We start from the raw sequence: 24,598 nt of genomic DNA, 5'->3' as shown, positions 1-24,598 counted from the left end.
TTCCGGGGCGGATGTCTCGAAGCTAGAGAGCCGTGGCGACCAGGGCAATCGGGTGATTCACGCGGCGACCGATATCTTCATTCCGGGTAATCCGATCGGTTCACTCGGGATTCTTGAGGGCGCGGATGACGCCGAATGTCACGCCGATCGCGACGAGGCGGGACCCGCGACGTCACACTCGCCGGCGCGTGGCGCAGCGCAGTCCGGCGGCGCAGCGCAGTCCGGCAGCCCAGCGCACTCTGCCACCGCGACGCAGCACGACACGGCACGCGGCGGCACGGCGCGGCACGGGAACGGCGCAGCCCAGCGCAGCGCAGCCCAGCGCGGCGCAGCTCAGCTCAGCTCAGCCGAGCAGGTCGCGTGCGAAGCAGTGCGACATCGGCAGCACGTCGTAGGGCGCGTACACCGGGATGGGCCGGTAGCCCAGCCATTCGTAGAGGCGGATCGCCTCGGGCTGCCGGTTGCCGGTCTGCAGGATGAGGCGCGAGCCGCCGCGCTCGACGACGAGGTGCTCGATCTCCTCGATGAGCGCACGGGAGACCCCGCGCCCGCGGTGCGACGGCAGCGTGACGACGCGCTTCAGCTCCCATTCGTCACCGAGACGCCGCAGCGCCGCATGCCCGACCGGGACGCCGTCGAACGACGCGATGAGCGTCGCCTCGATGTGCGTGGGGTCGATGGCGAGGGCGGCGGAGGTCGCGGCCACGGTCGCCGGGTCGAGGTCGGCGAGGTCGGGGGCGTACCGCGCGCCGACCTCCTCGTCCATGGCCGCGCGCAACGCGACGGCCCGGGGGTCGAACCAGTCGACGAGCTCGAGGTCGAGCACTTCGGTGCCGGTCATGGGGTACTCCGTTCGCTCATCGTCACACCCCGGCGAAGCGGCGCAGGCCGAAGACGCCCGGGGCAGGCCGGCCGTCGACGAGGTCGGCGAGGATGCGTCCGACCGCTGGGGTGAACTTGAATCCGTGCCCCGAGAACCCGGCCCCGACGGTGATCGGGCCGGCGGAGTCGAGCACGAACACCTGGTCGGGCGTCGTGGTGTAGGTGCAGCTGATGGGCGTCGCGACCTCGGCGTCGACGCCGGGCAGCCACTCGCGGGCGTACCGGCGCAGCGCCGCGAACTGCACGGGTTCGGGCTCGTAGTCGCGCAGGTCGGCGTCGACGATCGGGCCGACGCCGTGCCAGCCGGCCTTGACCCCCTCGCCAGGGGTCAGCATGCCGTAGACGCCCGAGTACCACCAGTCGTCACCGGGGCCTGGACGATGGTTGAATCCCGGCCATGGGTCGTCGCCCGAGCGCACGGCGAAATGCGCGGGCTGCTCCTGGGTCACGACGAGCCTCGGAAGCGGCACGAGGTCGCCGAGGAGCTTCGAGGTCCAGCCGCCGACCGTCACGACGACCCGCCGGGCCGTGATCACGTCGGCATCGGTCTCGATGCGCACCCGATCGGGGCCTTCCACGCGGATGCCGCGCACCGGCGTGCGGTGGCGGACATTCGCCCCGTGCGCGATCGCGGTCTGCTGCAACGCCCGCACCGCGGCATCCGCGTGCAGCCGTCCGCCGGTCGGCAGGTGCAGCACCCGCGTCTCGAAGCGGATGCCCGGCCACCGGCGACGCGCCTCCTCTGGCGGGAGGAACTCGCCGGGGATGCCGACCGAGGCCAGGGCCGCATGCACCTCGTCGTCGACCGCGCCGTCGCCTCCGTGGTTGACGAGCCCCACCTGGTCGAGCACCGAGGCCCCGGTCTCGGCCTCGAGCTCACGCCATGCCAGGTGCGACTCCACGAGCATCGCGACATGCGAGGGCTCGACGTATGCGACGTTGAAGTTGCGGGATGCCCCGTGCGAGGCGCCGTGGCGATGGCCGGGCTCGAAGCGCTCGAGCAACGTGACCTCACGGCCGCGGGCGGCGAGCTGCCACGCGGCCGCGGAGCCCATGGCCCCGCCGCCGATCACGACGACGTCGGTGTCGACGGCGCTCATGTCGGGGTGCTCATGTCGGGGTGCTCATCTGATCAGGCCGTCTCGCGTTCGAGCGGTGTCTGCTCCCCGGCCTCGACGGCGATCGACAGGCGGTTGCCCGCGGGCGGCAGCGGGCACGTCGCGTGGTCGGTGTAGGCGCAGGGCAGGTTGACGGCGCGGTTGAAGTCGAGGAGGACCTTGCCGTCGGCATCTGGTGCGGCCACGTCGAGGCTGCGGTTCGCGGCATACGTCGTGACCCCGCTCGTCGCATCGGTGAAGAGCACGAGCAGCTCCCCGGGTGCGTGGCCGTTGAACGCGATCAGGCGATGCGTGGAGCCGTCGTGCTCGAACTCGAGCTCGCCCGGCGCCTCGTAGACGTGCTGGAGCCCCTCGGCCGCCGAGCCGACGGTCACCTCCTGCGGCGCGTCGTAGGCGATGAACCGGCCGGGGGTCGCCCACGTCTCGCTGGGCGCATAGGTCGGCGTGCCCCGGAATCGAGTGAGGTACGGATGCGCGGGATCGCGGGGACGGACGATGTCCTGGCCGCCGCGACGGGCGATCTCGATCACGACGTCGCCCGAGCGCACGGACACGCCGGATCGTTCGGCGACCGACCCGAAGGCGTGGCGACCGGTGAGGGCGGTCTCGCCGGACTGCAGGTGCTCGCCGTCGGCGAGCTCGACGACCGGACCCTGCTCACTCGTGGACCAAGCCCCGGGGATCCCGTCGATGCGCACGGGCGTCTCGGTGAGCCACGTGATGCCGGTGACCGCCAGGAATCCGTGCGGGTCGGCGCGGCGCGCCTCGTGCTCGCGGTGCCACGCCTGCCACTCGCGGGAGAAGTCGGTCTGCTCGGGCTGCGTCGTCAACGTGTCGATGGTCGTCATGCCTCTCACTGTGCGCGAAGTGCGGAAGGGTCGCCAGCGCCTCGGTCACGCGCCGAAGCAGAACGCAATCTGTGGTCACACAGCTGCGCCCATGCGCTTGGAGACGCCGAACGCGACGCAGCCCCAGGGGGTTGCGCCGCGTTCGAACCGCGAATCTACTTCGCCGCGGCTGCTTCGGCCTTCGCGGCCTTGGGCGCCTTGGCGGCCTTCGGGGCAGCCTCGACCGGCGCCGGCGCAGCGGCTGCCGGCGGCTTCGGACGTGCGGCGAACGCCTCGAACGCGGCGCGCGGCTGCTGCACGGCGCTCAGCGAGACGATGTCGCGGCCGAGGAAGAAGTTGTTGATCCAACCCCAGAACACGCGGAACTTGCGCTCCCAGCTGGGCATGGCCAGACCGTGGTAGCCGCGGTGCGCGAACCAGGCGAGGAGGCCCTTGATCGCGAGCTTGCCCGACTGGAACACGCCGGAGCCGATGCCGAGACCGGCCACGGCACCGAGGTTCTTGTGCACGTACTGCTTGGGCTCTTCACCGCGAAGCACGGCGACGATGTTCTTCGCGAGCAGCTTGCCCTGTCGCACCGCGTGCTGGGCGTTCGGCACGCAGTAGCCGCCGACGCCGCCGCCGGTGAGGTCGGGCACGGCCGAGATGTCGCCGGCCGCCCATGCGTCGGGCACGAACTCGTCGTCGTCTCCGACGCGGAGGTCGGCGCGGGTCTTGATGCGACCGCGCTCCTCGACGGGAAGGTCGCTCGTGCGCACGATGGCCGGGTTGGCCATGACGCCGGCGGTCCAGACGATGAGGTCGGACTCGAAGCTCTCGCCCGTCGACAGTTCGATCTTGCCGTCGACCGCGCTCTGCAGCTGCGTGTCGAGGTGGATCTCGGCGCCGCGCTGCGCGAGGTGCTTGATGACCCAGTGGCTCGTCTCGAGCGAGACCTCTGGCATGATGCGGCCCATGGCCTCGATGAGGTGGAAGTGCGTCTCGTCGAACGTGAGCTGCGGGTAGTACTCGAGCAGCGAGCTGGCGAAGGAACGCAGCTCGGCGAACACCTCGATGCCGGCGAAGCCGCCGCCGACCACGACGAACGTGAGCAGGCGCTCGCGCTCGGGACCGGGGGGCAGGTTCGAGGCCTTGTCGAAGTTGGTCAGCACGCGGTCGCGGATCGCGACGGCCTCTTCGATGGTCTTCAGGCCGATGGCGTTGTCGGCGATGCCCGGGATCGGGAACGTGCGCGACACGGCGCCGCCGGTGACGACGACCACGTCGTACTCGAACTGCCACGGCTCGCCGACCTCGGGCGTGATCGTCGCGGTCTTCGACGCGTGGTCGATGCCGGACACCTTCGCGGTGATGACGTTCGTCTTCTTGAGGTGGCGCCGCTGGGCGACCACCGCGTGGCGGGGCTCGATGGATCCGGCCGCGACCTCGGGAAGGAACGGCTGGTACGTCATGTAGGGCAGCGGGTCGACGATCGTGACCTCTGCTTCACCTGCACGCAGCCACTTCTCGAGCTTCCACGCCGTGTAGAACCCCGCATAGCCGCCACCGACGATGAGAATCTTGGGCACGGTGAATGGACTCCTCAGTTCTGGGTGATGGCGATCACAGCTCGTGTTTTCGAGCCATCCGCCTGGTATGCCGAGCGGCACCGATGCCCAACAGCGCTGCTAGCGTACCAAATCCCGCGACCAGTGAGAGCGGCAGGGTGATGTAGGCCAGCGTCCACGGAGTCGGCAGCAGCGTCTGCGCGTCGACGTCGTGCGGCGGGGGCGGGTCGGCGATCGGCACGATCTCCTGCTCTTCTGCGGGGTCGGTGCTCACCGGGGCATCCGCTCGCCGATGCAGGGTGATCCACTCCGCGAGGCTGCCGAGCGGGTTCTCGGTGACGGGTTCGACGGTCGCCGTGAGCGCCGGAACCGGGTCGATGAGCCCCCAGCCGTACAGCGGGTCGGGCACCTCGTGCCCGTGCGGGTCCGCCGTCTTGATGACGCGCTCGATCACGTTCGCGGCGTCGAGGTCGGGGTATTCCGCACGCACGAGCGCCACGAGCCCCGACACGAGCGGCGCCGCACCGCTCGTGCCGCTCCACACCTTGTACGAGCCGTCGGGCGCCACCCCGACCAGGTTCTCGCTCGGCGCCGCGACGGCGAGCGTGATGCCCTGCGAGCTCGCGTCGAAGCTCGCGTTCTTGTCCTTGTCGACGCCGGCGACCGCGAGCACGCCGGGGATCGTCGCCGGCGCGCCGACCTCGCTCGTGCCGCTGCCGCGGTTGCCGGCCGCGGCCACGACGACGACGTCGTGCTCGAACGCGTAGGTGAACGCGTCGTCCCAGCTCTCGGGCCAGTCGCGGGTGTTGCGCGTGAGCGACATGTTGATGACGTCTGCGCCGTTGTCGACGGCCCACTTCACGGCCTCGGCGATCTGGTCGTCGTTCGACTTGGTCGCACCGGTCTCGGTGCCGAACGCGACCGACACCGTGAGCAGGTCGGCCTCGGGCGCGACGCCGATGACGCCGTTGCCCGGTCCGGTGCCGCGCCCGGCCAGGAGGGAGGCCACCATGGTGCCGTGGGTGTCGTTCTCGCCGACTGGGGTCTGGCCGTCGGGTGAACCGAGGCCCGAGACATCCGTGCCGCCCTTGACGACCCCGCGCAGCTCGGCGACGTTGCCGTTGACCCCGGTGTCGATGACGGCGACCGTCACGCCCTTGCCCTTCGTGGTGTTCCACGCCGTCGTGAAGCCGTAGTCGGCCAGCCAGTACTGGTAGTCGCGCACCGTGTCGGCATGCGCCGCCGTCGCGCCCGCGAGCGCCACGACCACGCCGACCGCGAGCGCGGCGACGGCCTTCGGGAGCGTGGTGCGAAGCTTCACGCGACGCCGGGCTCTTCGCTGCCGGACTCTTCGACGCCGGACTCGTCCACGCCGTAGTCGGGACACTGGCAGACGTCGGGCGACCAGGTGGACCGCTCGAGCGCGAGATCGCCCATGGGGTTGGCGCCCGGTCCGGCCGACAGGGAATGCGCGACGACGGCGTGCAGGCATTTCACGCGCGTGGGCATGCCGCCCGCGGAGATGCCCGCGAGCTCGGGCACGAGGCCGAACGTCTCGCGATCGTCGAGGTAGTCGCGGTGGGCTCTGGCGTACTGCGCGGCGACCTCGGGATCTTCGGCGAGCAGTTCGTTGCACTCGACCATGAGCTGCGCCGCCTCGAGGAAGCTCATCGCCGCCGTGGCCGCCGGGTGCGAGAGGTAGTAGAACGTGGGGAACGGCGTGCCGTCGGCGAGCCGGGGCGCCGTCGCGACGACCGTCGGGGCACCGCACACGCATCGCGCCGGGATGCCCACCACGTCGCGCGCCTGACGACCCAGCTGCGCCGACACGATGCGGATGTCGCGCTCGCTCACGGGTTCGAACGGCGGTCGGGTCATGGGGCGTCTCCAGCGGCGGGCGCGAGGCCCGCGGTCAGCACGGAGGAGAGGATGGTGCTCATCCAGTCCCCCTTCGATTCGGTCACATCAGCGGAGACCTCGGTCGAGGCATCCGTCTTCGCGGTCTCTGCGCGGTCGTCGATCACGAGGTAGCTCACCTCGCCCGGCATCACGTACGTCAGCCGCTCGCGCGCCTGGGTCGTGATGAACGTCTCGTCGTTCCAGCGCTCGCGCTCGTCTCGCAGGCGCTGCACCTCGGATTCCTGCGCCGAGACGTCCGCCCGCAGGGCGGCGATCTTCGCCCGCTGCTCGGCGAACGACGCGACCGTCGGTGCGAGCACCACGACCGCGAGCACGAGGACCCCCATCATGATGAGCGAGAAACCTGAGAATCGGATGCCGCCGAGCCACCCCGAGGAGGCCTGAGCGGGTCGTCGTGGCGGGCGTCCGCCCCCGGCGGAGGACGCGACGGACTTGGACGTCGCTGCCTTCTTCGACGCCGGCTTCGCCGTCGTGGACGTCTTCGCCGTGGACTTCGACACGGCGGGCTTCGACGCGGCCGGCTTCGACACGGCCGGCTTGGACGCGGCCGGCTTCGACACGGCCGGCTTGGAGACCGCCGGCTTCTTCGGCGCCTTCGTCGGGTCAGCGGGGCGGCGTGCTCGCGGCGAATCCCTGGTCATCGCCCCCTCCTCTGCTCTCCCGGCACGAGAACCTCCCTGGAAACAGAACCGGCGGGGACGGCTGCGCGGCCGCCCCCGCCGGTCGGTACCGGCTCGAGCCGATCAGGCCGTGAACCGGGGGAACGCCGAGCGACCCGCGTACACCGCGGCCTCGCCGAGTTCTTCTTCGATCCTCAGGAGCTGATTGTACTTGGCGACGCGCTCGCTGCGGGCGGGCGCGCCCGTCTTGATCTGACCCGCGTCGGTCGCGACCGCGAGGTCGGCGATCGTCGTGTCTTCAGTCTCGCCCGAGCGGTGCGAGAGCACGGCCGTGTAGCCGGAGCGCTGCGCGAGCTTGACCGCGTCGAGCGTCTCGGTGAGCGTGCCGATCTGGTTGACCTTGACGAGGATCGAGTTGCCCGCGTGCTTGGCGATGCCGTCGGCGAGGCGCTTCGGGTTGGTGACGAACAGGTCGTCGCCGACGAGCTGCAGCTTGCTGCCGAGGCTCGCGGTGAGGTCGGCCCAGCCCTCCCAGTCGTCTTCGGCCAGCGGGTCCTCGATCGAGATGAGCGGGTACGCCTCGGCGAGCTCGGCGTAGTACGCGTTCATCTCTGCCGCGGTGCGCTCCTTGCCCTCGAACGTGTAGACGCCGTTCGCGAAGAACTCGGTGGCGGCCACGTCGAGGCCGAGTGCGATGTCGGTGCCGAGCGTGAAGCCGGCCTTGCCGATCGCCTCGGAGATGAAGTCGAGCGCCGCGCGGTTGTGCGCGAAGTCGGGGGCGAAGCCGCCCTCGTCGCCGAGGCCCGTGGAGAGGCCCTTCGACTTCAGCAGGCTCTTCAGCGCGTGGTAGGTCTCGACGCCCCAGCGCAGGCCCTCGGAGTAGGTGGGCGCGCCGATCGGCAGCACCATGAACTCCTGGATGTCGACGCCGGTGTCGGCGTGCGCGCCGCCGTTGATGATGTTCATCATCGGCACGGGCAGCACATGCGCGTTCGGGCCGCCGAGGTAGCGGAACAGCGGCAGGTCGGCCGAGTCGGCCGCGGCCTTGGCGACCGCGAGGCTCACGCCGAGGATCGCGTTGGCGCCGAGGCGGCTCTTGTTCTCGGTGCCGTCGGCCTCGATGAGGGCGGCGTCGACGAGGCGCTGGTCGCTCGCGTCGAGGTCTTCGATGGCGGGGCCGAGGTCGTCGAGCACGGCGTCGACGGCCTTCTGCACGCCCTTGCCGAGGTAGCGGTCGTTGTCGCCGTCGCGCAGTTCGTACGCTTCGAACGCGCCGGTCGAGGCGCCCGAGGGCACCGCCGCGCGGGCGAGGGAGCCGTCGTCGAGGAGCACCTCGACCTCGACGGTCGGGTTGCCGCGAGAGTCCAGGATCTCGCGTGCGCCTACTGCTTCGATGAATGCCACAGTGAACTCCTCTGTGATGGGTGTGTGCGGTGGACGACTCCGTCGTGATCCGCAGGCAAGTCTAGTGATGCTCATGACCGGCCCTCAGCCACGGCCGGTCGGTCGCATGACCGACCCGGCAGCGGGTCGGTCAGGCGCCGAGGTCGCGGAAGCTCAGCGACGCGGCATCCGTCGTCTCGGCGGTCACGTTGGCCACGGCGTCGAACCCGTCGGCCGTGACGCGCTCGAAGAGGGCGCGCGCGTTCTTCACGCGGCGCTCGAAGCGCACCCGGGTTCCGGATGCCACGAGTTCGTGCTTGAGCTTCAGCAGCGTGGCGGGCTCGACGACGGGATCGTAGACGAGCACGACCGCGCGGGGCCGCCCCTCGTCGCGCACCGCGAGCAGGTCGACGATGCGCTCGAACCCGATGGAGAAGCCGCAGGCGGGCACGTCCTGACCGAGGAACCGGCCGATCATGCCGTCGTAGCGTCCGCCGCCGCCGAGCGAGTAGCCGAAGTCGGGGTGCGCGATCTCGAAGATCGTGCCCGTGTAGTAGCCCATGCCGCGCACGAGGGTGGGGTCGAACTCGATGGCCGCGTCGGGCAGGGCCTCGCGCAGCGCGAGCAGGTCGGCGTACGCCTCGAGGTCCAGCCACGAGGGCGGCGGCACGACGCCTTCGGCCAGGCGCCAGTCGGCCGCCGTCAGCGCCTCGAGTTCGGCCGCGACATCCGCCCCCTCGGAGACGATGCCGAGTTCGCGGAGCTCCGCCGCCACTCCCCCGGTGCCGATCTTGTCGAGCTTGTCGATCGTGATCAGGGCGCGCTCGCGCAGCTCGTCGGCCACGCCCCACGAGGCGAGGATGCCGGCCAGCACGCGTCGGTCGTTGAGGCGGATGGTGCAGCCGCCGAGGCCGAGCGCGTCGAGCGCGGCCACGGTCGCGGTGAGCAGCTCGAGCTCGGCGAGCGCGCCGGCCTCGCCGATGATGTCGATGTCGCACTGCACGAACTGGCGGTACCGGCCCTTCTGCGGCCGCTCGGCGCGCCACACGGGCGCGATCTGGATCGAGCGGAACACCGGGGGCAGCGCCGCGCGGTGCGTCGCGTAGAACCGGGCGAGCGGCACGGTCAGGTCGTAGCGCAGGCCGAGGTCGGCGAGCGAGAGCGCATCGCCGGATGCCGCGGCCGCCGTCAGGTCGTCGGCCGTGATGCCGCGCTTCATGACCGCGAACGCGAGCTTCTCGTTGTCGCCGCCGAGGCCGGCGTGCAGGCGCGAGGCGTCCTCCATGACGGGCGTCTCGATCTCGTCGAAGCCGTGCGACGCGTAGACCCCGCGGATCACGCCGAGCGCGTGCTCGCGACGCGCCTTCTCGGCCGGGAGGAAGTCGCGCATGCCGCGCGGAGGAGTGACGGATGCAGCCATGCCGACCATTCTTCCAGCACGGGTCGGGTCCGCCGGTACGCCCGGCCTACTCCCCCGCCGCGGCCCGCGCCCGCTCGGCCTCGCGCACCTCGTCCTCGAAGCCGCGCAGCGCGACGCGCAGCGCCCGCTCCGCATCCAGCCCCTGTGCACGAGCGGATGCCGCGAGCTCGAACAGCAGGCGGCCGAGTTCGGCCTCGGTGGGCGGAGACACCGCGACATCCGGCCGGGTCGAGGCATCCGCCCGCCCCGAGGCATCCGCCGGCCCCGAGGCATCCGCCGGCCCCGCGGCATCCGCTCGGCTCACGCCCGCGACGCCGACGCCGACGCCGACGCCGACGCCGATCTTCTCGGCCTTGCCCAGCAGTTTCTGTGCGAGGGCGAGCGCGGGCATGCCGCGCGGCACGCCGTCGAGCACGCTCGTGCGGTGCGGCTTCTCGTCGGCCTTGAGGTCCTCCCAGAACGCCACGACGTCTTCGGCCGTGGACGCCTCGCGATCGCCGAAGACATGCGGATGCCGCGAGACCATCTTGGCCGTCATGTGGCGCGCGACGTCGTCGATGTCGAAGCGCTCGCCGTCGGTGTGCGCGGCGATGTCGGCGTGGAAGAGCACCTGGTAGAGCACGTCGCCGAGCTCCTCGATCATCTCGGCGCGGTCGCCCGACTCGATGGCGTCGATGAGCTCCCAGCTCTCCTCGACGAGGTACTGCACGAGGCTCTCGTGCGTCTGGTCGGCATCCCATGGGCAGCCGCCGGGCGCCCGCAGCAGCGCGACCGTGTCGATGAGTTCGTCGAGCCCGGGGTGCGACCCGCCGTCGCCGGTTGTGCGCGTCATCGGGCCAGCCTACGAGGCGCGGCTGCCGGTGGCGAGCGGGTCGACCAGTAGTATTCCGGGAGGGGTGCCGGGAAGTCTGGTCGGCCGGCGGGAGACCGCCGCAACCGCCCCGTCGACGCCGGAACCCCGCGGCCAGCCGCGAACGACGTCGCACTCGATGAACGGAGTGCCCGTGAACTTCCTTCGATCCGAGCGCTGGTCAGCCGTGCTGCTGCTCATCGCCGCCGTGCTCGGACTCGTGCTCGCGAACCTCTCGTTCGGCCCCGCACTGATCGAGCTGAACACCGCGCACCTCGACATCCCGTGGCTCGGCCTCGACCTCTCGATCGCGCACTGGATCAGCGACGGCCTGCTCGCCGTCTTCTTCTTCATCGTCGCCGTCGAGCTCAAGCGCGAACTCGTCATCGGCGAGCTCAACTCGCTCTCCAAGGCGATGCTGCCCGCCGTCGCCGCGATCGGCGGCGTGCTCGTGCCCGCGCTCATCTTCATCGCGTTCACCGCCGGCACCGACACGGTCGACGGATGGCCCATCCCGACCGCGACCGACATCGCGTTCGCCCTCGGCGTGCTCGCCGTCTTCGGCCGGTTCATCCCGACCCGCGTGCGGGTGTTCCTGCTCGCGCTCGCCGTGCTCGACGACCTGATCGCGATCCTCATCATCGCGTTCTTCTTCACCGACGACGCGAACCTGGCCTTCATCGGGTTCGGCGTGATCACGATCACGCTGTTCGGGGCGTTCAGCCGCATGTTGAAGCCGCGTTCGGCGTGGATCCTCGCCCGCAGGCCGCAGTGGCCGATCGTGCTCGTGATGTGGGTGCTCGCCGCGCTCAGCTGGTACTTCATCTACCAGTCGGGCGTGCACGCGACGATCGCGGGCGTCGCCCTCGGCTTCGTCATGGCCAGGCGCCCCGGCGGGCGCGCGGTGCACGGGCTCGAGCCGTTCTCGAACGGCGTCATCCTGCCGCTGTTCGCACTCTCGGCGGCGATGGTGCCGGTGCCGCAGGTCAGTCCGAGCGAGCTCGACCCGGCGTTCTGGGGCATCCTCGTGGGCCTGCCGGTCGGCAAGATCATCGGCATCGTGCTGATCGGCGGTCTCGGCGTGCTGCTCGTGCGGCGCCGAACGGGGTCGCCCCTCAAGATCGGCGACCTCGTCATGGTCGGCACACTCGGCGGCATCGGCTTCACGGTCTCGCTGCTCATGAACGAGCTCGCATTCGACGGCCTTCCCGAGGTCGCCGACGAGGGCACGCTCGCCGTGCTGCTCGGTTCGGGCATCGCGATCGTGTGCTCGGCGATCGCGGTGACCATTCGTTCGCGGCAGTACCGTCGCAAGGGCGCGCTCAGCGGGCCCGGCGGGCCGTTCTCGCGCTGACCCGCCGGGACCTCATCCGGGTGCGGATGCCACGACTCAGGCCGTGCGGATGCCACGACTCAGGCCGTGCGGATGTCACGACTCAGGCCGTGCCGGCAGCCGCCGCCTCGACGCTCGGCTCGGGCAGCGGGAAGATGTTCGCGATGAGCCGGGACACCCACTCGATGAGATCGGCATCGCCCGGAGCCTCGCCGCCCGGGGTCGGGAACGGCACGAGGATGACGTCGTTCTGCGCGAAGTGCTTCGCGCCCGGGTACATGCGCTCGAGGCGCACGCGACGCGAGTCGGGGATGTTCGCGGGTGCGAGGCGGAGCTTGGAGCCCGTCGCGATGACGTCGGAGAGCCCGGCGAGCTGCGCCTGACGGCGCAGGCGCGAGACGGCCACGAGGTGCTCGACCGCGTCGGGCGGGGTGCCGTACCGATCGGCCAGCTCGTCGACGACGAGGTCGATCTGCCCCTCCTTCGCGGCCGGGCCGCTCGCGGCCGAGAGCTTCTGGTAGGCCTCGAGGCGCAGCCGCTCCGAGTCGACGTAGTCCTCGGGGATGTGCGCGTCGATGGGCAGCTCGAGCCGGAGCTCGGTCTGCCCCTCGGCCACGTCGCCGCGGAACGCCGAGACGGCCTCGCCGATCATGCGCAGGTACAGGTCGAAGCCGACGCCGGCGATGTGCCCGGCCTGCTCGGCGCCGAGCAGGTTGCCTGCACCACGGATCTCGAGGTCTTTCAGGGCGACCTGCATGCCGGAGCCGAGGTCGTTGTTGGCGGCGATCGTCGAGAGCCGGTCGTGCGCCGTCTCGCTGAGCGGCTTGGCCGGGTCCCAGAGGAAGTACGCGTAGGCGCGCTCGCGGCCGCGGCCGACGCGGCCGCGCAGCTGGTGCAGCTGCGAGAGACCGTACTTGTCGGCGCGGTCGATGATGATCGTGTTCGCGTTGGAGATGTCGAGGCCGGTCTCGATGATGGTCGTCGAGACGAGCACGTCGAACTTGCGCTCCCAGAAGTCGTTCACGATCTGCTCGAGCACATGCTCGTTGAGCTGCCCGTGGGCGACCGCGATGCGCGCCTCCGGCACGAGCTCGGAGAGCTGAGCCGCGACCCGGTTGATGGAGGAGACCCGGTTGTGCACGAAGAACACCTGGCCCTCGCGGAGCATCTCGCGCCTGATGGCCGCACCGACCTGCTGCTCGGAGTACGGGCCGACGTAGGTGAGGATCGGATGCCGGTCTTCTGGCGGGGTCGCGAGGGTGGACATCTCGCGGATGCCGGTGACGGCCATCTCGAGCGAGCGCGGGATCGGCGTCGCGCTCATGGCGAGGATGTCGACGTTGGTCTTGAGCTTCTTGAGCGCGTCCTTGTGCTCGACGCCGAAGCGCTGCTCCTCGTCGATGATGACGAGGCCGACGTCTTTGAACATGACCTTCTCGGTGAGGATGCGGTGGGTGCCGATGACCATGTCGACGGTGCCGTCGGTCAGCCCCGCGATGGTCTCGCGGGCCTCTTTGTCGGTCTGGAAGCGGCTGAGCGCGCGCACGTGCACCGGGAAACCCGCGAAGCGCTCGGTGAACGTCTCGAGGTGCTGCTTGACGAGCAGGGTGGTCGGCACGAGCATCGCGACCTGCTTGCCGTCCTGGATCGCCTTGAACGCGGCGCGCACGGCGACCTCGGTCTTGCCGAAGCCGACGTCGCCGGCGAGCAGGCGGTCCATGGGGATGGGCCGTTCCATGTCGGCCTTGATCTCGTCGATGGTCTGCACCTGGTCGGGCGTCTCGACGAACGGGAAGGCCTCTTCGAGCTCGTGCTGCCACGGAGTGTCGGGGCCGAACGCGTGACCCTTGGCCGCCATGCGCGCCGAGTAGAGCTTCACGAGTTCGACGGCGATGTCTCGCACGGCCTTGCGGGCGCGACCCTTGGCCTGGGCCCAGTCGCTGCCGCCCATCTTCGAGAGCGAGGGCGCCTCGCCGCCGACGTAGCGGCTGAGCAGGTCGAGCTGGTCGGTCGGCACGAAGAGGCGGTCGCCCGCCTGCCCGCGCTTGGAGGGCGCGTACTCGATGACGAGGTACTCGCGAACGGCCTTGGGCTGCTGGGCGATGCCGGCCCTGCGACTCGGCCCCGTGGGCCGGGAGCCGGTGGCGACCTCGCGCTGCACCATCTCGACGAACCGGCCGATGCCGTGCGTCTGGTGCACGACGAAGTCGCCGGCCTTGAGCTGCAGCGGGTCGACGACGTTGCGCCGCCTGGACGCGAGCTTGGTGTTGCGGCGCGTGTCGTAGCCGACGGCGCGCCCGTAGAACTCGGTCTCGGAGAGCAGGCCGAGCTTGACCTCGGGCACCTCGAAGCCCCTGGCCGCGCCGGCCTGCACGAGGTACGCGACGCCGGCTTCGAGGTCGGCCGGCACCGTCTCGACGATGCGGGCGGCGAGGCCGGCCTCGGCGAGCACGTCGCGTGCACGCTCGACGAGACCGTGACCGGCGGATGCCACGACGAGGCTCCAGCCGTCTCGCAGGCGCTCGGCGACGTGATCGATGGCCCCGGCGACGTTGCCGGCGAAGGTCGGCATGGCCGTGGCGGCGACGCGGACGTAGTCGGACGCGACGCTCGCGGCGAGATCGGCGCCTTCGCCGTCGCCCGCGGCCGCGACGACGGAGGCCGCATCGCCGATGTCGAAGTTCGAGAAGGTCCACCAGACGCGCTTGGGATCGGGTTCGCCCGGCGCGCTGAAGAGCGTCGCGTCGCGGAACTCGCGCAGCGTGAGGAAGTCGCCCGCGGCCAGGTCGATGGGGGCATCGGCACCCACCGTGGCGGCACTCCAGGCGGCGCCCAGGAACTCGCGGTTCGTCTCGGCGAGGCTCGCGGCGCGACCCGTGACGCGCTCGGGCTGCAGCACGGCGACGGCCGCACCGAGCGGCAGGTAGTGGGCGAACGGCACGAGCCGGTCGAGCAGGGCGGGGGCCAGCGACTCCATGCCCTCGACGGGGATGCCCTCGGCGACCTTCTCGAGCATGCCCGACAGGCTCGGGAACTCGTGCACCATCTCGCGGGCGCGCTGACGCACCGATGGTGTGAGCAGCAGTTCGCGGCTCGGCGCGAGCACCACGCGCTCGACGACCTCTGGCAGCGACCGCTGGTCGGCGACCGAGAAGGCGCGCAGCTCCTCGACCTCGTCGCCGAAGAACTCGACGCGCACGGGGTGGTCGGCGGTCGGCGGGAAGACGTCGAGGATGCCGCCGCGGAGCGCGAACTCGCCGCGCCGGGAGACCATGTCGACCCGGGCGTAGGCGAGGTCGACGAGCGTGCGCGAGATCGCGGACAGGTCGTGGCCCCGGCCGCCGGCGACGAGCTCGATCGGCTCGAGGTCGGTGAGGTTGTCGGCGAGCGGCTGCAGCGCCGCGCGCACCGAGGCGACCACGACGAGCGGATGCCGCGACCCGTCGTGCTGCCAGTCGTGCATGCGCCGGAGCGCGTGCAGTCGCCGCCCGACCGTCTCGGCCGACGGGCTGAGGCGCTCGTGCGGCAGCGTCTCCCAGGCGGGGAACTCGAGCACCTCGACCTCGTCGAGGTACGGCTCGATCGAGGCGCGCACCTGTTCGCCCTCTCGGCTCGTCGCCGTGATCACGAGCAGTGCCGGCGCGAGGCCCGCGTCGGCCCGCCGCGAGAGCAGGCCCGCGAGCAGGGGCGCATCGACCCCCTCGGGCGCGGAGAAGTCGGCGTTGCGCAGGGCCTCGGCCAGCGCAGCGTCGATCGTCGAGGCGCGCGAGAGCGCCGTGTTCAAGCCCTGCAGGATCACCACGCGAGTCTACGCGCGGCCACCGACACGACCACGTCCGTCGGCGGCGCCCGATACGATGGGCGCCGCGCACCCGACACGACGGTGCCGCACACCGCAAGCCCGAGGAGACCCGTGATCACTGCCGCCGCCGACGGATCCGCACTCGGGAACCCCGGCCCCGCCGGGTGGGCCTGGTACGTCGACGACGACCGCTGGGCCGCCGGCGGCTGGAAGCACGCGACCAACAACCAGGGCGAGCTGCGCGCGGTGCTCGAGCTGTTCCGCGCCACGTCGCACCTCGACGACGAGCTCCTCGTGCTCTGCGACAGCCAGTACGTCATCAACTGCATCACGAAGTGGATGCAGGGCTGGAAGCGCAAGGGCTGGCGCAAGGCCGACGGCAAGCCCGTGCTCAACGTCGAACTGCTGAAGGAGCTCGACGAGGAGCTCGCCGGCCGGCGCTACCGCTTCGAGTGGGTCAAGGGCCACGTCGGGCATCCCATGAACGAGGCGGCCGACATCCGCGCGCGAACGGTCGCCGAGGCCTACCGCAGCGGCGGCCCGATCCCGTCCGGTCCGGGCTGGGTCGACGAGCACGGCGCTGCGCAGACGACGACGGAGGTCGCAGCCCGCGTCGAGGCATCCGTCGGCCCGGATGTCGAAGCCGACGTCATCGAACTCGATGTCGACGCGGCATCCGCCCCCGGCCTCGGCGAGGACGACGCGCTCTTCTCGCTCGACGACGCGCCCGACGCCTGGCATCAGCTCACGGTGGAGCTCTCCACCGAGGAGCACGACCGCCTCCTGCAGCTCGCGCGCGCGGCCGGCATCTCGCCCGAGGAGTACCTGCGCGGCCTGATCTGAGGCGCACGCGCGGGAGCGACGAGCGCCCGCCGCCGACTCAGGCCGGCGAGTGGAACCTCTGCTGCGCAGCGACGAGCCCGAGATCGGCGATGGCCTCGACGGCGTCGGCAGCGTCGGAGATGAGGTTGGGCAGGGTCGCCCGCTCGGTGCCCGAGAAGTCTTTCAGCACGAAGTCGGCGGCGTCCTGCCGACCGGGAGGGCGGCCGACGCCGACGCGCACGCGCGTGAAGTCGGCGTTGTCGGTGGCCTTCAGGATGTCGCGGAGGCCGTTGTGCCCGCCGTGCCCGCCGCCGGCCTTCAGCCGAACGGTGTCGAAGGGGATGTCGAGTTCGTCGTGCACGACGATGAGCCGGTCGGGCCCGAGGCCGTAGAACTTCAGCAGCGCCGAGACCGGGCCGCCCGACGTGTTCATGTAGCTGTTCGACTTGGCGATCACGAGCTTCGGGCCGCCGGGTCGAAGGAACCCCTCGGCGACGCGCGAGGGCGTCTTGTGGGTCTTGAAGGTCGCGCCGAAGCGCGAGGCGAGCTCGTCTGCGACCATCTGGCCGACGTTGTGCCGGTTCGCCGCATACTGCGCGCCGGGATTGCCGAGGCCCACGACGAGCCAGGTGTTCGCGGCCACGGTGTGCTCGCCTTTCGGACGGGATCTGAAGAGATCGAGGAAGCCCACTGGGTCGCTCCTCTCGTGTGCAGAACAGGACGGGCGTGTGCGGAACGGGCCCGCGGCCCGCATCCGAGCGTACCCGGATGCGGTGCCGCAGGCCCGATCGCCGTGCGTGGGCTGGGACTACTCCGCGGCGGCCTCTTCGGCGGGAGCCTCGGCGGCCTCGACGGCCTCGCCCTCGGCTGCCTCGGCCTCTTCGCCGAGGTCGGCCTTCTGCGGGGTGTGCACGTTGACGATGAGCGAGTCGCCGTCGGTGATGAGCGTGGCGCCCTTGGGCAGCTCGACGTCCTTGGCGTGGATCTGGGCGCCCTCTTCGAGGCCCTCGACCGAGACGACGACGCTCTCGGGGATGTGGGTCGCCTCGACCTCGAGCAGGAGGGTGTGCGAGTCGAGGTCGGCGATGGTGCCGGCGGCGGTCTCGCCCTCGACGTGCACGGGGATCTCGACCTGGACCTTCTCGCCCTTCTTGATGACGATGAGGTCGAGGTGCTCGATGACCTGGTGCACGGGGTCCTTCTGGACGTCCTTGACGAGCGCGAGCTGGCTCTTGCCCTCGATCTGGAGGTCGAGCACCGCGTTCGCCTTGCGGATGAGCAGCTGCACCTGGTGGCCGGGCAGCGTGACGTGCTGCGGGTCGGTGCCGTGGCCGTAGATGACGGCGGGGATCTTGCCCACGGCGCGGATCTTGCGGGCAGCGCCCTTGCCGAACGAGTCGCGGAGCTCCGCGACGACCTTGTTGTCTTCAGCCATGATGTGTCTCCTTGGTGGGGGCCCGGCTTTGTCGGCGCGGCGGCCCAGATCGTGTGTCTGATGTCTTCAACTCGAACGCGCGGCATGCAAGATGCGCGGATGCGTGAGGAATAGCCGTGGAGCCAGCTCCCACCGCGTCGATCACGGATGCCTCGTGCGCGATCTCTCGCGCTGCGGGCCTCCCTCGCCGAAGTTCAATCGCCCAGTCTAGCAGCCAACTGCGCGGCCGCCTGTTCGACGAGCGTCTCGACCGGGCCGGCGACGTCGACGACGATTCCCGGCTCGTCGGGCTCGAGCGGCTCGAGGCTCGCGAGTTGCGAATCCAGGAGACTCGCCGGCATGAAGTGTCCGGTGCGGCCCTCGGTGCGGGCGGCGAGCACCTCGCGGCTGCCGTGCAGGTGCAGGAACCGTGTCGAAGGCGCCTCTGCGAGGATCGCGTCTCGATACGCGCGCTTCAGCGCGGAGCAGGCGATGACGAGGCCTGTTCCCGTGCGCGCCGCCTCGGCGAGCGTCGATCCGACGGTCTCGAGCCAGGGCCGCCGGTCGTCGTCGTCGAGTGGCACGCCCGAGGCCATCTTCTCGATGTTCGCGAGCGGATGCAGGTCGTCGGCGTCGACGAATGGCACACCGAGTTCGTTCGCCACGAGCACGCCGATCGTCGACTTGCCGGACCCGGAGACGCCCATGACGACGACGATGGGCGAGCTCGCCATCGGATCTCCATTCGCCTGATTCGGTCGGCACCAGCCTAGCCAGCGCGTGCTGTCGGCCGCCCTCTCAGCAACACCGTGCAACGGTGAGGCCGCCTCACAGTACGCTTGAGTCGACCCCCAGAAATCTCACGAGGAGTGTGTTCGTGCCTGCAACCGGATCAGCAAACATCGGCGTCGTCGGACTCGCGGTTATGGGGTCGAACCTCGCCCGCAACCTGGCGAGCCGCGAGGGCAACACCGTCGCCGTGTTCAACCGCTCCCCCGAGCGCACGCGCACGCTGGTCGACGAGCACCCCGAGGCCGGCTTCGTCGCCGCCGAGAGCTACGACGACTTCGTGGCCTCGCTCGCGAAGCCGCGCACCGCGATCATCATGGTGCAGGCGGGCAAGGGCACCGACGCCGTCATCTCCGAGCTCGCGAGCCGATTCGAGCCGGGCGACATCATCGTCGACGGCGGCAACGCGCTGTTCACCGACACCATCCGTCGCGAGCGCGAGGTGCGCGAGACGGGCATCAACTTCGTCGGCGCCGGCATCTCGGGCGGCGAGGAGGGCGCGCTCAACGGCCCGTCCATCATGCCCGGCGGCTCAGACGAGTCATGGGTCACCCTCGGCCCGATCCTCAAGTCCATCGCCGCGGTCGCCGAGGGCGAGCCGTGCGTCACGCACATCGGCCACGACGGCGCCGGCCACTTCGTCAAGATGATCCACAACGGCATCGAGTACGCCGACATGCAGCTCATCGCCGAGGCCTACGACCTCATCCACCGCGGCACGGGCAAGTCCCCCGCCGAGATCGCCGACGTGTTCGCCGAGTGGAACCGCGGCGAGCTCGAGTCCTACCTCATCGAGATCACCGCCGAGGTGCTGCGCCAGGTCGACGCCGAGACCGGCGCGCCGCTCGTCGACGTCATCCTCGACGAGGCCGGCTCCAAGGGCACCGGCGTCTGGACCGTGCAGACCGCCCTCAGCCTCGGCACGCCCGTCTCGAACATCGCCGAGGCCGTGTTCGCCCGCGGCCTCTCGTCGCACCCCGAGCAGCGCGCGGCCGCCAAGGGCCTCTCCGGCCCCGATGAGGCCGAGCGCATCCCGGCCGACGAGGTCGACGCCTTCATCGAAGACGTGCGCCTGGCCCTCTACGCCTCGAAGATCGTGGCCTACTCGCAGGGCTTCGACGCGATCCGCGCCGGCGCCGTCGAGTACGACTGGAACATCGATCTCGGCGCGGTCTCCAAGATCTGGCGCGGCGGATGCATCATCCGAGCCCAGTTCCTGAACCGCATCGCCGACGCCTACGCCGAGACCCCGAACCTCGAGCTCCTGCTCTCGGCGCCGTACTTCGCCGAGGCGTTCACGCGCGCGCAGGCCGCCTGGCGTCGCGTCGTCGTGCGCTCGGTCGAGACCGGCATCCCCGCCCCGGCGTTCGCCTCGTCGCTCGCGTACTACGACGGCCTGCGCGCCGACCGCCTGCCGGCCGCGCTCGTGCAGGGTCAGCGCGACTTCTTCGGCGCGCACACCTACAAGCGCATCGACAAGCCGGGCGTGTTCCACACGCTGTGGTCGGGCGACCGCACCGAGATCGCCACGACGCCGTCGACGCACTAGCCGCGGTCCACGGCCGAGAGAGAGACCATCGGATGCCGCAGCCGAAGTGGCGACGCGAGGGCGACGAACCCGACTACCGGTTCACGCTCGCGAACGAGCGCACCTTCCTGGCGTGGATCCGCACGGCGCTGGCGCTGCTCGCGGGCGGCGTGCTGCTGTTCGAGTTCGCGCAGTCCATCGGACCGCGCGGGCTCGTGCTCGCCCTGGCGGTCGGGCTCGCCGTGGTCGCGGCGGTGCTCGGCGCGCTGTCCTACGTGCGGTGGCGCGCGAACGAGATCGCGATGCGCAACGGCCGTCCGCTCCCCGGCAGCGTCGTCATCCCGATCCTCGCGGCCGTCTCGCTGCTCGCGGCCGCGGTGATCGCGGTCATGATCCTCGTGTCCTGAGGCCGATATGTCCGACGCGTCGATCGAGCTCCCGCCCCGTGACCCCGGCCTCCAGGCCGAGCGCACCGCGCTCGCCTGGAGCCGCACGGGGCTGGCGATCGCCGTGAACGCGGTACTCGTGCTGCGCTCGGGCCTCGTGTCCGATCAGCCCGCGCTCGCGACGGCCGGCGTGGTGCTCTTCGCGATCTCGGCCGCCGCCGCGGCCTACGGCATGGTGCGCCGACGCGAGCTCGCGGCCGAACGCGGACCGGTCATGCCGTCGGCATGGCCGCTGCTCGTCGTCGCGGCGACGGTCGTGCTGGCGGCGGTCGCGGGCATGGTGTCCCTCCTCCTGGAGACGGCCCGATGAGCGAGGAGCACCCCGAGCTCGCGGGCTACGAGCCGGTCGACCGGCCGCGCAGGCCGGGCCGCCACCGCGCCCTGCGCATCCTGGTGATCGTGGCGCTCGCCGGCCTGGTCCTCCCGATCGTGCTCTCGACCCTCTCGGTGGCGAACACCACGGCGCGAACCGCGTGTGCGACATTCGCGACCGCCGCGATCCGCGGCGAGGTCGCGACCGACGCCCCGTTCGAGCTGTTCGCCGCGGGCGGGCCGGGCTGGCAGTGCTACGCGACCATGGAGAACGGCGACCATCGCCACCTCGCCAACTTCGGCCTCTTCCCGGCCGCCCCGCGCTACGGCGTCGGCACGCCCACCTGATCCACGTCAGTCGCCCGCGGCGCCCTCGTCTGAGAGATCCGCGAAGAACACGCGCTTGTATGCGCGCCCGTCGGGCAGCGTGATGGTGCGCGCCTCGACGAGTCCGCGCGTCACGCGCTGGTAGATCGCCTGCGGCGTGACGCCGAGCCGCTTGGCGGCCTCGGACACGCTCTCGCCGGGCAGGTCGGTCGGCACGCTCGACGGCCGCTCGCGCTTGCGACGACGACTCGCCTCCTGACGCTCCGCGATCTCGGCGTCCTCGCCGGCCCACCGGTACTTCGCGGCCGACGGGCTGAGGCCCGCGGCATCCGCGATCTCCTCCCATGAGGCGCCGGTCGCGACGGCGTCGCGTACGGCGGTGAGCGTCGCGGGCTCCGTCTCGAGCGCGGTCACGAGCGAGCGGATGCCTCGGAGCCGGTCGAGCGGCGCGACCTCATCGCTCGCCTCCACGGCGGCGAGCGCCGCGAGTGCGGCTGCGGCTTGCGAGGACAGGAACGGCATGGCGAATCCGGCCGTCGGCGTCAGTCCGCCAGCAGGCGGTTGCGCACCTCGCGGCGGATGACCTTGCCGATGAGCGATCGCGGCAGTTCGTCGGTCGCGAAGACGCGCTTGGGCACCTTGTAGGCCGTGAGCCCGTCGCGCGCGACGGCGCGGATGCCCTGCTCGTCGAGTTCGGCGCCGTCGCGGAGCACGACGACCGCGACGACCTGCTCGCCCGAGTGCTCGTCGGGCACGCCGACGACGGCGGCCTCGATCACGTCGGGGTGCGCGAGCAGGGCCTCTTCGACCTCGCTCGGGGCGACGTTGAAGCCGCCCGTGATGATGAGCTCCTTGATGCGGTCGACGATGCGCACGAACCCGTCGGCGTCGATCGAGACGATGTCGCCGGTGCGGAACCAGTCGGTGCCGCCGTCGGTCGCGGGCACGAACACCGCGGCCGTCTCGTCGGGCTTCTGCCAGTAGCCGGTGAACACCTGCGGGCCGCGGACGATGAGCTCGCCCTCGGCGCCGGCCGCGACATCCGTCTGGGGATCGTCGGGGTCGACGACGCGCGCCTCGGTCGAGGGCAGCGGCAGACCGACCGTGCCGGCGCGGCGATTGGGTGCGACGGGATTGGCCATGAGCACGGGCGAGCATTCGCTGAGGCCGTAGCCCTCGACGAGGTATCCGCCGGATGCCGCCTCCCACGGTTCGACCACGTCGGCCGAGAGCGGCATGGCGCCCGAGATCGCGATCTCGATGCCGTCGAGCGAGACGCCCGCCTCGGCGGCGGCCTTCGTGAGCCGGTCGTAGATGGGCGGCACCGCCGGGAGGAAGGTCGGCGGTCGGCGCTTGATCGACTTCAGCACGAGGTCTGGATCGAACTTGGGGAACAGCACGAGGCGCGCGCCCATGCTCATCGCGAAGGTCAGGCAGAGCGTGAGGCCGTAGGCGTGGAACATGGGCAGCACCGCGTGCACGACCGCGCTGCCGCGCTCGATCTGCGGCACCCACGCGCGCGACTGCGCGGCGTTCGCGACGAGGTTCGCGTGCGTGAGCGTCGCGCCCTTCGGGCTGCCGGTGGTGCCGCTCGTGTACTGGATGAGCGCGACGTCGTCGACCGAGGGCGCGAGGATGTGCGCGTCGACCGGGTCGGATGCCACGAGCTTCTGCCACGGCGTCGTGCCGCGCACCTTCGTGGTGAGCGCCTCGCGCGACTCGCGCGCCTTCGCGATCGGCAGGCGCAGCAGCGCGCGGGTGGCGAACGGCATGGCCCGGGTCACGTCGACCGAGACGATCTCGCGCACCGAGACATCCGCCGGGAAGGCCTGGATCGTGTCGACCACCTTGTCCCACGCGATGACGACGGCGGCGCCGTGGTCTTCGAACTGGTGGCGGAGCTCGCGCGGCGTGTAGAGCGGGTTGTGCTCGATGACGATGCCGCCGAGGCGCAGCACCGCGTAGAAGGCGACGATGTGCTGCGGGCAGTTCGGCAGCACGAGCGCGACCGGGTCGCCCGGCTGCACGCCGAGCAGGCGCAGGCCCTCGGCCGCGCGCTCGATCTGCGCGCCGAGTTCGCGGTACGTCGTCGTGCGGTCGAAGAACTCGAGGGCGACGCTGTCGGGGTAGGCCTCGACGGAGCCGCGCACGAGGTCGTAGAGCGAGTCGGTCTGCTGCTCGATGTCGTGCGGCACGCCGTCGGCGTAGCCGGCGAGCCAGGGGCGTGGCGTCTCGATCGTCATCGCGGCCTACGCCGCGCCGTCGAACATGCTCGTCACCGAGCCGTCTTCGAAGACCTCGTGGATGGCGCGCGCGAGGAGCGGCGCGATGGGCAGCACGGTGAGGCGCGGCCAGCGCTTCTCTTCGGGAACCGGGAGCGTGTCGGTGACGACGACGCGGTCGATGACCTCGGACTGCAGGATCTCGGTGGCCGGGTTGGAGAACACGGCGTGCGTCGCGGCGACGACGACGCCCGTCGCACCGGCTTCTTTCAGCGCCTCGGCGGCCTTCACGATCGTGCGGCCGGTGTCGATGAGGTCGTCGACCAGGAGGCACACGCGGCCCTTGACGTCGCCGACGATCTCGTGCACCGAGACCTGGTTCGGCACGAGCGGGTCGCGGCGCTTGTGGATGATGGCGAGCGGTGCGCCGAGCTTGTCGCTCCAGATGTCGGCGACGCGCACCCGACCCATGTCGGGCGAGACGACGGTGAGCGTCGACGGGTCGAGCGAGTTCTTGAACTCCTCGAGCAGCACGGGCATGGCGAAGAGGTGGTCGACGGGGCCGTCGAAGAAGCCCTGGATCTGCGCGGCGTGCAGGTCGATCGACATGATGCGGTCGGCGCCGGCGGCCTTGAAGAGGTCGGCGACGAGGCGTGCCGAGATCGGCTCGCGTCCGCGTCCCTTCTTGTCTTGACGCGCGTACGGGTAGAACGGTGCGACGACCGTGATGCGCTTCGCGCTCGCACGCTTGAGCGCGTCGAGCATGATGAGCTGCTCCATGAGCCACTCGTTGATCGGCGCGGTGTGCGACTGGATCACGAAGGCGTCGGACCCGCGCACGCTCTCATCGAACCTCGCGTAGATCTCGCCGTTCGCGAAGGTGCGCGCATCGGTGGGCACGAGCTCCGAGCCGAGTTCTTCGGCGATCTGCTCGGCGAGGGCGGGATGCGCCCGCCCCGACACGAGCACGAGCCGCTTCGATCCGGTGGTCTCGATTCCCGACATGTGCTGTGTC

General features: G+C 70.9%; 23 protein-coding genes. 6 read left to right on the top strand and 17 right to left on the bottom strand.

The window, feature by feature from the left end; translation table 11 throughout:
* Positions 1-343 precede the first annotated feature (343 nt).
* The 10 genes from AC3IPY_RS06845 to AC3IPY_RS06800 all read right to left on the bottom strand — a co-directional run bounded on the left by AC3IPY_RS06845 (position 344) and on the right by AC3IPY_RS06800 (position 10,570).
* On the bottom strand, positions 344-841 hold the full coding sequence (locus tag AC3IPY_RS06845; protein WP_489187589.1) for a GNAT family N-acetyltransferase: 498 nt from the start codon (positions 839-841) through the stop codon (positions 344-346).
* Between the two features lie 22 nt (positions 842-863).
* Complete coding sequence (locus AC3IPY_RS06840) at positions 864-1,982, bottom strand: FAD-dependent oxidoreductase (RefSeq protein ID WP_489187588.1); 1,119 nt, start codon at positions 1,980-1,982, stop codon at positions 864-866.
* A 32-nt stretch (positions 1,983-2,014) separates the two neighbouring features.
* Positions 2,015-2,848: a DUF1684 domain-containing protein gene (locus AC3IPY_RS06835; RefSeq protein WP_489187586.1), complete on the bottom strand. Its 834-nt coding sequence runs from the start codon at positions 2,846-2,848 to the stop codon at positions 2,015-2,017.
* A gap of 155 nt (positions 2,849-3,003) precedes the next feature.
* Positions 3,004-4,416, bottom strand: coding sequence for an NAD(P)/FAD-dependent oxidoreductase (locus AC3IPY_RS06830; RefSeq protein ID WP_489187584.1), 1,413 nt, complete (start codon positions 4,414-4,416; stop codon positions 3,004-3,006).
* Positions 4,417-4,450: 34 nt separating this feature from the next.
* Complete coding sequence (locus tag AC3IPY_RS06825) at positions 4,451-5,716, bottom strand: S8 family serine peptidase (protein ID WP_489187582.1); 1,266 nt, start codon at positions 5,714-5,716, stop codon at positions 4,451-4,453.
* Positions 5,713-6,273, bottom strand: a complete 561-nt coding sequence (locus AC3IPY_RS06820) for a DUF501 domain-containing protein (RefSeq protein WP_489187581.1) — start codon at positions 6,271-6,273, stop codon at positions 5,713-5,715. The genes AC3IPY_RS06825 and AC3IPY_RS06820 overlap by 4 nt, the downstream gene beginning before the upstream one ends.
* Positions 6,270-6,956 (bottom strand): FtsB family cell division protein, encoded by a 687-nt coding sequence (locus AC3IPY_RS06815; protein ID WP_489187579.1) that lies wholly within the window; start codon positions 6,954-6,956, stop codon positions 6,270-6,272. The genes AC3IPY_RS06820 and AC3IPY_RS06815 overlap by 4 nt, the downstream gene beginning before the upstream one ends.
* 102 nt (positions 6,957-7,058) lie before the next feature.
* On the bottom strand, positions 7,059-8,339 hold the full coding sequence (eno, locus tag AC3IPY_RS06810) for a phosphopyruvate hydratase (RefSeq protein WP_489187578.1): 1,281 nt from the start codon (positions 8,337-8,339) through the stop codon (positions 7,059-7,061).
* Between the two features lie 130 nt (positions 8,340-8,469).
* Entirely contained in the window at positions 8,470-9,738 is a 1,269-nt protein-coding gene (gene hisS / locus AC3IPY_RS06805; protein ID WP_489187577.1) for a histidine--tRNA ligase, read from the bottom strand.
* Between the two features lie 46 nt (positions 9,739-9,784).
* Entirely contained in the window at positions 9,785-10,570 is a 786-nt protein-coding gene (locus AC3IPY_RS06800) for a MazG family protein (RefSeq protein WP_489187575.1), read from the bottom strand.
* A 172-nt stretch (positions 10,571-10,742) separates the two neighbouring features.
* On the opposite strand from AC3IPY_RS06800, the gene AC3IPY_RS06795 reads away from it, so the two are divergent.
* Entirely contained in the window at positions 10,743-11,942 is a 1,200-nt protein-coding gene (locus AC3IPY_RS06795; protein ID WP_489187574.1) for a Na+/H+ antiporter NhaA, read from the top strand.
* Between the two features lie 82 nt (positions 11,943-12,024).
* Here AC3IPY_RS06795 and mfd read toward each other — a convergent pair whose 3' ends face one another.
* Positions 12,025-15,720 carry a transcription-repair coupling factor gene (gene mfd, locus AC3IPY_RS06790; protein ID WP_489187572.1) on the bottom strand — a complete coding sequence of 1,232 codons (3,696 nt, stop codon included), beginning with the start codon at positions 15,718-15,720 and terminating at the stop codon, positions 12,025-12,027.
* Between the two features lie 114 nt (positions 15,721-15,834).
* On the opposite strand from mfd, the gene AC3IPY_RS06785 reads away from it, so the two are divergent.
* Positions 15,835-16,566: an RNase H family protein gene (locus tag AC3IPY_RS06785; RefSeq protein WP_489187570.1), complete on the top strand. Its 732-nt coding sequence runs from the start codon at positions 15,835-15,837 to the stop codon at positions 16,564-16,566.
* Positions 16,567-16,603: 37 nt separating this feature from the next.
* Here AC3IPY_RS06785 and pth read toward each other — a convergent pair whose 3' ends face one another.
* The 3 genes from pth to AC3IPY_RS06770 form a co-directional block, all read right to left on the bottom strand.
* On the bottom strand, positions 16,604-17,188 hold the full coding sequence (pth, locus tag AC3IPY_RS06780) for an aminoacyl-tRNA hydrolase (protein WP_489187569.1): 585 nt from the start codon (positions 17,186-17,188) through the stop codon (positions 16,604-16,606).
* Positions 17,189-17,353: 165 nt separating this feature from the next.
* On the bottom strand, positions 17,354-17,980 hold the full coding sequence (locus AC3IPY_RS06775; RefSeq protein ID WP_489187568.1) for a 50S ribosomal protein L25/general stress protein Ctc: 627 nt from the start codon (positions 17,978-17,980) through the stop codon (positions 17,354-17,356).
* Between the two features lie 194 nt (positions 17,981-18,174).
* Complete coding sequence (locus AC3IPY_RS06770; protein WP_489187567.1) at positions 18,175-18,693, bottom strand: gluconokinase; 519 nt, start codon at positions 18,691-18,693, stop codon at positions 18,175-18,177.
* Positions 18,694-18,884: 191 nt separating this feature from the next.
* Here AC3IPY_RS06770 and gndA point away from each other — a divergent pair, with 191 nt between their 5' ends.
* The 4 genes from gndA to AC3IPY_RS06750 are packed head-to-tail and all read left to right on the top strand — an operon-like array spanning position 18,885 to position 21,382.
* On the top strand, positions 18,885-20,297 hold the full coding sequence (gene gndA / locus AC3IPY_RS06765) for an NADP-dependent phosphogluconate dehydrogenase (RefSeq protein WP_489187566.1): 1,413 nt from the start codon (positions 18,885-18,887) through the stop codon (positions 20,295-20,297).
* Between the two features lie 32 nt (positions 20,298-20,329).
* Entirely contained in the window at positions 20,330-20,683 is a 354-nt protein-coding gene (locus AC3IPY_RS06760) for a YidH family protein (protein ID WP_489187565.1), read from the top strand.
* Positions 20,684-20,690: 7 nt separating this feature from the next.
* Positions 20,691-21,032: a DUF202 domain-containing protein gene (locus AC3IPY_RS06755; protein WP_489187564.1), complete on the top strand. Its 342-nt coding sequence runs from the start codon at positions 20,691-20,693 to the stop codon at positions 21,030-21,032.
* Positions 21,029-21,382 (top strand): hypothetical protein, encoded by a 354-nt coding sequence (locus AC3IPY_RS06750; RefSeq protein ID WP_489187563.1) that lies wholly within the window; start codon positions 21,029-21,031, stop codon positions 21,380-21,382. The genes AC3IPY_RS06755 and AC3IPY_RS06750 overlap by 4 nt, the downstream gene beginning before the upstream one ends.
* A gap of 6 nt (positions 21,383-21,388) precedes the next feature.
* On the opposite strand, the gene AC3IPY_RS06745 is transcribed toward AC3IPY_RS06750, so the two are convergent.
* The 3 genes from AC3IPY_RS06745 to AC3IPY_RS06735 are packed head-to-tail and all read right to left on the bottom strand — an operon-like array spanning position 21,389 to position 24,588.
* Positions 21,389-21,883 (bottom strand): hypothetical protein, encoded by a 495-nt coding sequence (locus AC3IPY_RS06745; RefSeq protein ID WP_489187561.1) that lies wholly within the window; start codon positions 21,881-21,883, stop codon positions 21,389-21,391.
* Between the two features lie 20 nt (positions 21,884-21,903).
* Positions 21,904-23,604, bottom strand: coding sequence for a long-chain-fatty-acid--CoA ligase (locus AC3IPY_RS06740; RefSeq protein ID WP_489187559.1), 1,701 nt, complete (start codon positions 23,602-23,604; stop codon positions 21,904-21,906).
* Positions 23,605-23,610: 6 nt separating this feature from the next.
* On the bottom strand, positions 23,611-24,588 hold the full coding sequence (locus tag AC3IPY_RS06735; RefSeq protein ID WP_489187558.1) for a ribose-phosphate diphosphokinase: 978 nt from the start codon (positions 24,586-24,588) through the stop codon (positions 23,611-23,613).
* Between the last annotated feature and the right edge of the window lie 10 nt (positions 24,589-24,598).

It is taken from the genome of Agromyces sp. GL_144 (genome assembly GCF_057834305.1).
The sequence above is the reverse complement of the archived record's forward strand: the minus strand, read 5'-3'. Positions and strand labels throughout refer to the sequence as shown.

What these genes read in the sequence shown, in the direction of transcription:
- AC3IPY_RS06845 (WP_489187589.1), bottom strand. Translation starts at nt 841, where the DNA reads ATGACCGGCACCGAAGTGCTCGACCTCGAGCTCGTCGACTGGTTCGAC.
- AC3IPY_RS06840 (WP_489187588.1), bottom strand. Translation starts at nt 1,982, where the DNA reads ATGAGCGCCGTCGACACCGACGTCGTCGTGATCGGCGGCGGGGCCATG.
- AC3IPY_RS06835 (WP_489187586.1), bottom strand. Translation starts at nt 2,848, where the DNA reads ATGACGACCATCGACACGTTGACGACGCAGCCCGAGCAGACCGACTTC.
- AC3IPY_RS06820 (WP_489187581.1), bottom strand. Translation starts at nt 6,273, where the DNA reads ATGACCCGACCGCCGTTCGAACCCGTGAGCGAGCGCGACATCCGCATC.
- AC3IPY_RS06815 (WP_489187579.1), bottom strand. Translation starts at nt 6,956, where the DNA reads ATGACCAGGGATTCGCCGCGAGCACGCCGCCCCGCTGACCCGACGAAG.
- hisS (WP_489187577.1), bottom strand. Translation starts at nt 9,738, where the DNA reads ATGGCTGCATCCGTCACTCCTCCGCGCGGCATGCGCGACTTCCTCCCG.
- AC3IPY_RS06800 (WP_489187575.1), bottom strand. Translation starts at nt 10,570, where the DNA reads ATGACGCGCACAACCGGCGACGGCGGGTCGCACCCCGGGCTCGACGAA.
- AC3IPY_RS06775 (WP_489187568.1), bottom strand. Translation starts at nt 17,980, where the DNA reads ATGGCTGAAGACAACAAGGTCGTCGCGGAGCTCCGCGACTCGTTCGGC.
- AC3IPY_RS06770 (WP_489187567.1), bottom strand. Translation starts at nt 18,693, where the DNA reads ATGGCGAGCTCGCCCATCGTCGTCGTCATGGGCGTCTCCGGGTCCGGC.
- gndA (WP_489187566.1), top strand. Translation starts at nt 18,885, where the DNA reads ATGGGGTCGAACCTCGCCCGCAACCTGGCGAGCCGCGAGGGCAACACC.
- AC3IPY_RS06760 (WP_489187565.1), top strand. Translation starts at nt 20,330, where the DNA reads ATGCCGCAGCCGAAGTGGCGACGCGAGGGCGACGAACCCGACTACCGG.
- AC3IPY_RS06755 (WP_489187564.1), top strand. Translation starts at nt 20,691, where the DNA reads ATGTCCGACGCGTCGATCGAGCTCCCGCCCCGTGACCCCGGCCTCCAG.
- AC3IPY_RS06750 (WP_489187563.1), top strand. Translation starts at nt 21,029, where the DNA reads ATGAGCGAGGAGCACCCCGAGCTCGCGGGCTACGAGCCGGTCGACCGG.
- AC3IPY_RS06745 (WP_489187561.1), bottom strand. Translation starts at nt 21,883, where the DNA reads ATGCCGTTCCTGTCCTCGCAAGCCGCAGCCGCACTCGCGGCGCTCGCC.
- AC3IPY_RS06740 (WP_489187559.1), bottom strand. Translation starts at nt 23,604, where the DNA reads ATGACGATCGAGACGCCACGCCCCTGGCTCGCCGGCTACGCCGACGGC.
- AC3IPY_RS06735 (WP_489187558.1), bottom strand. Translation starts at nt 24,588, where the DNA reads ATGTCGGGAATCGAGACCACCGGATCGAAGCGGCTCGTGCTCGTGTCG.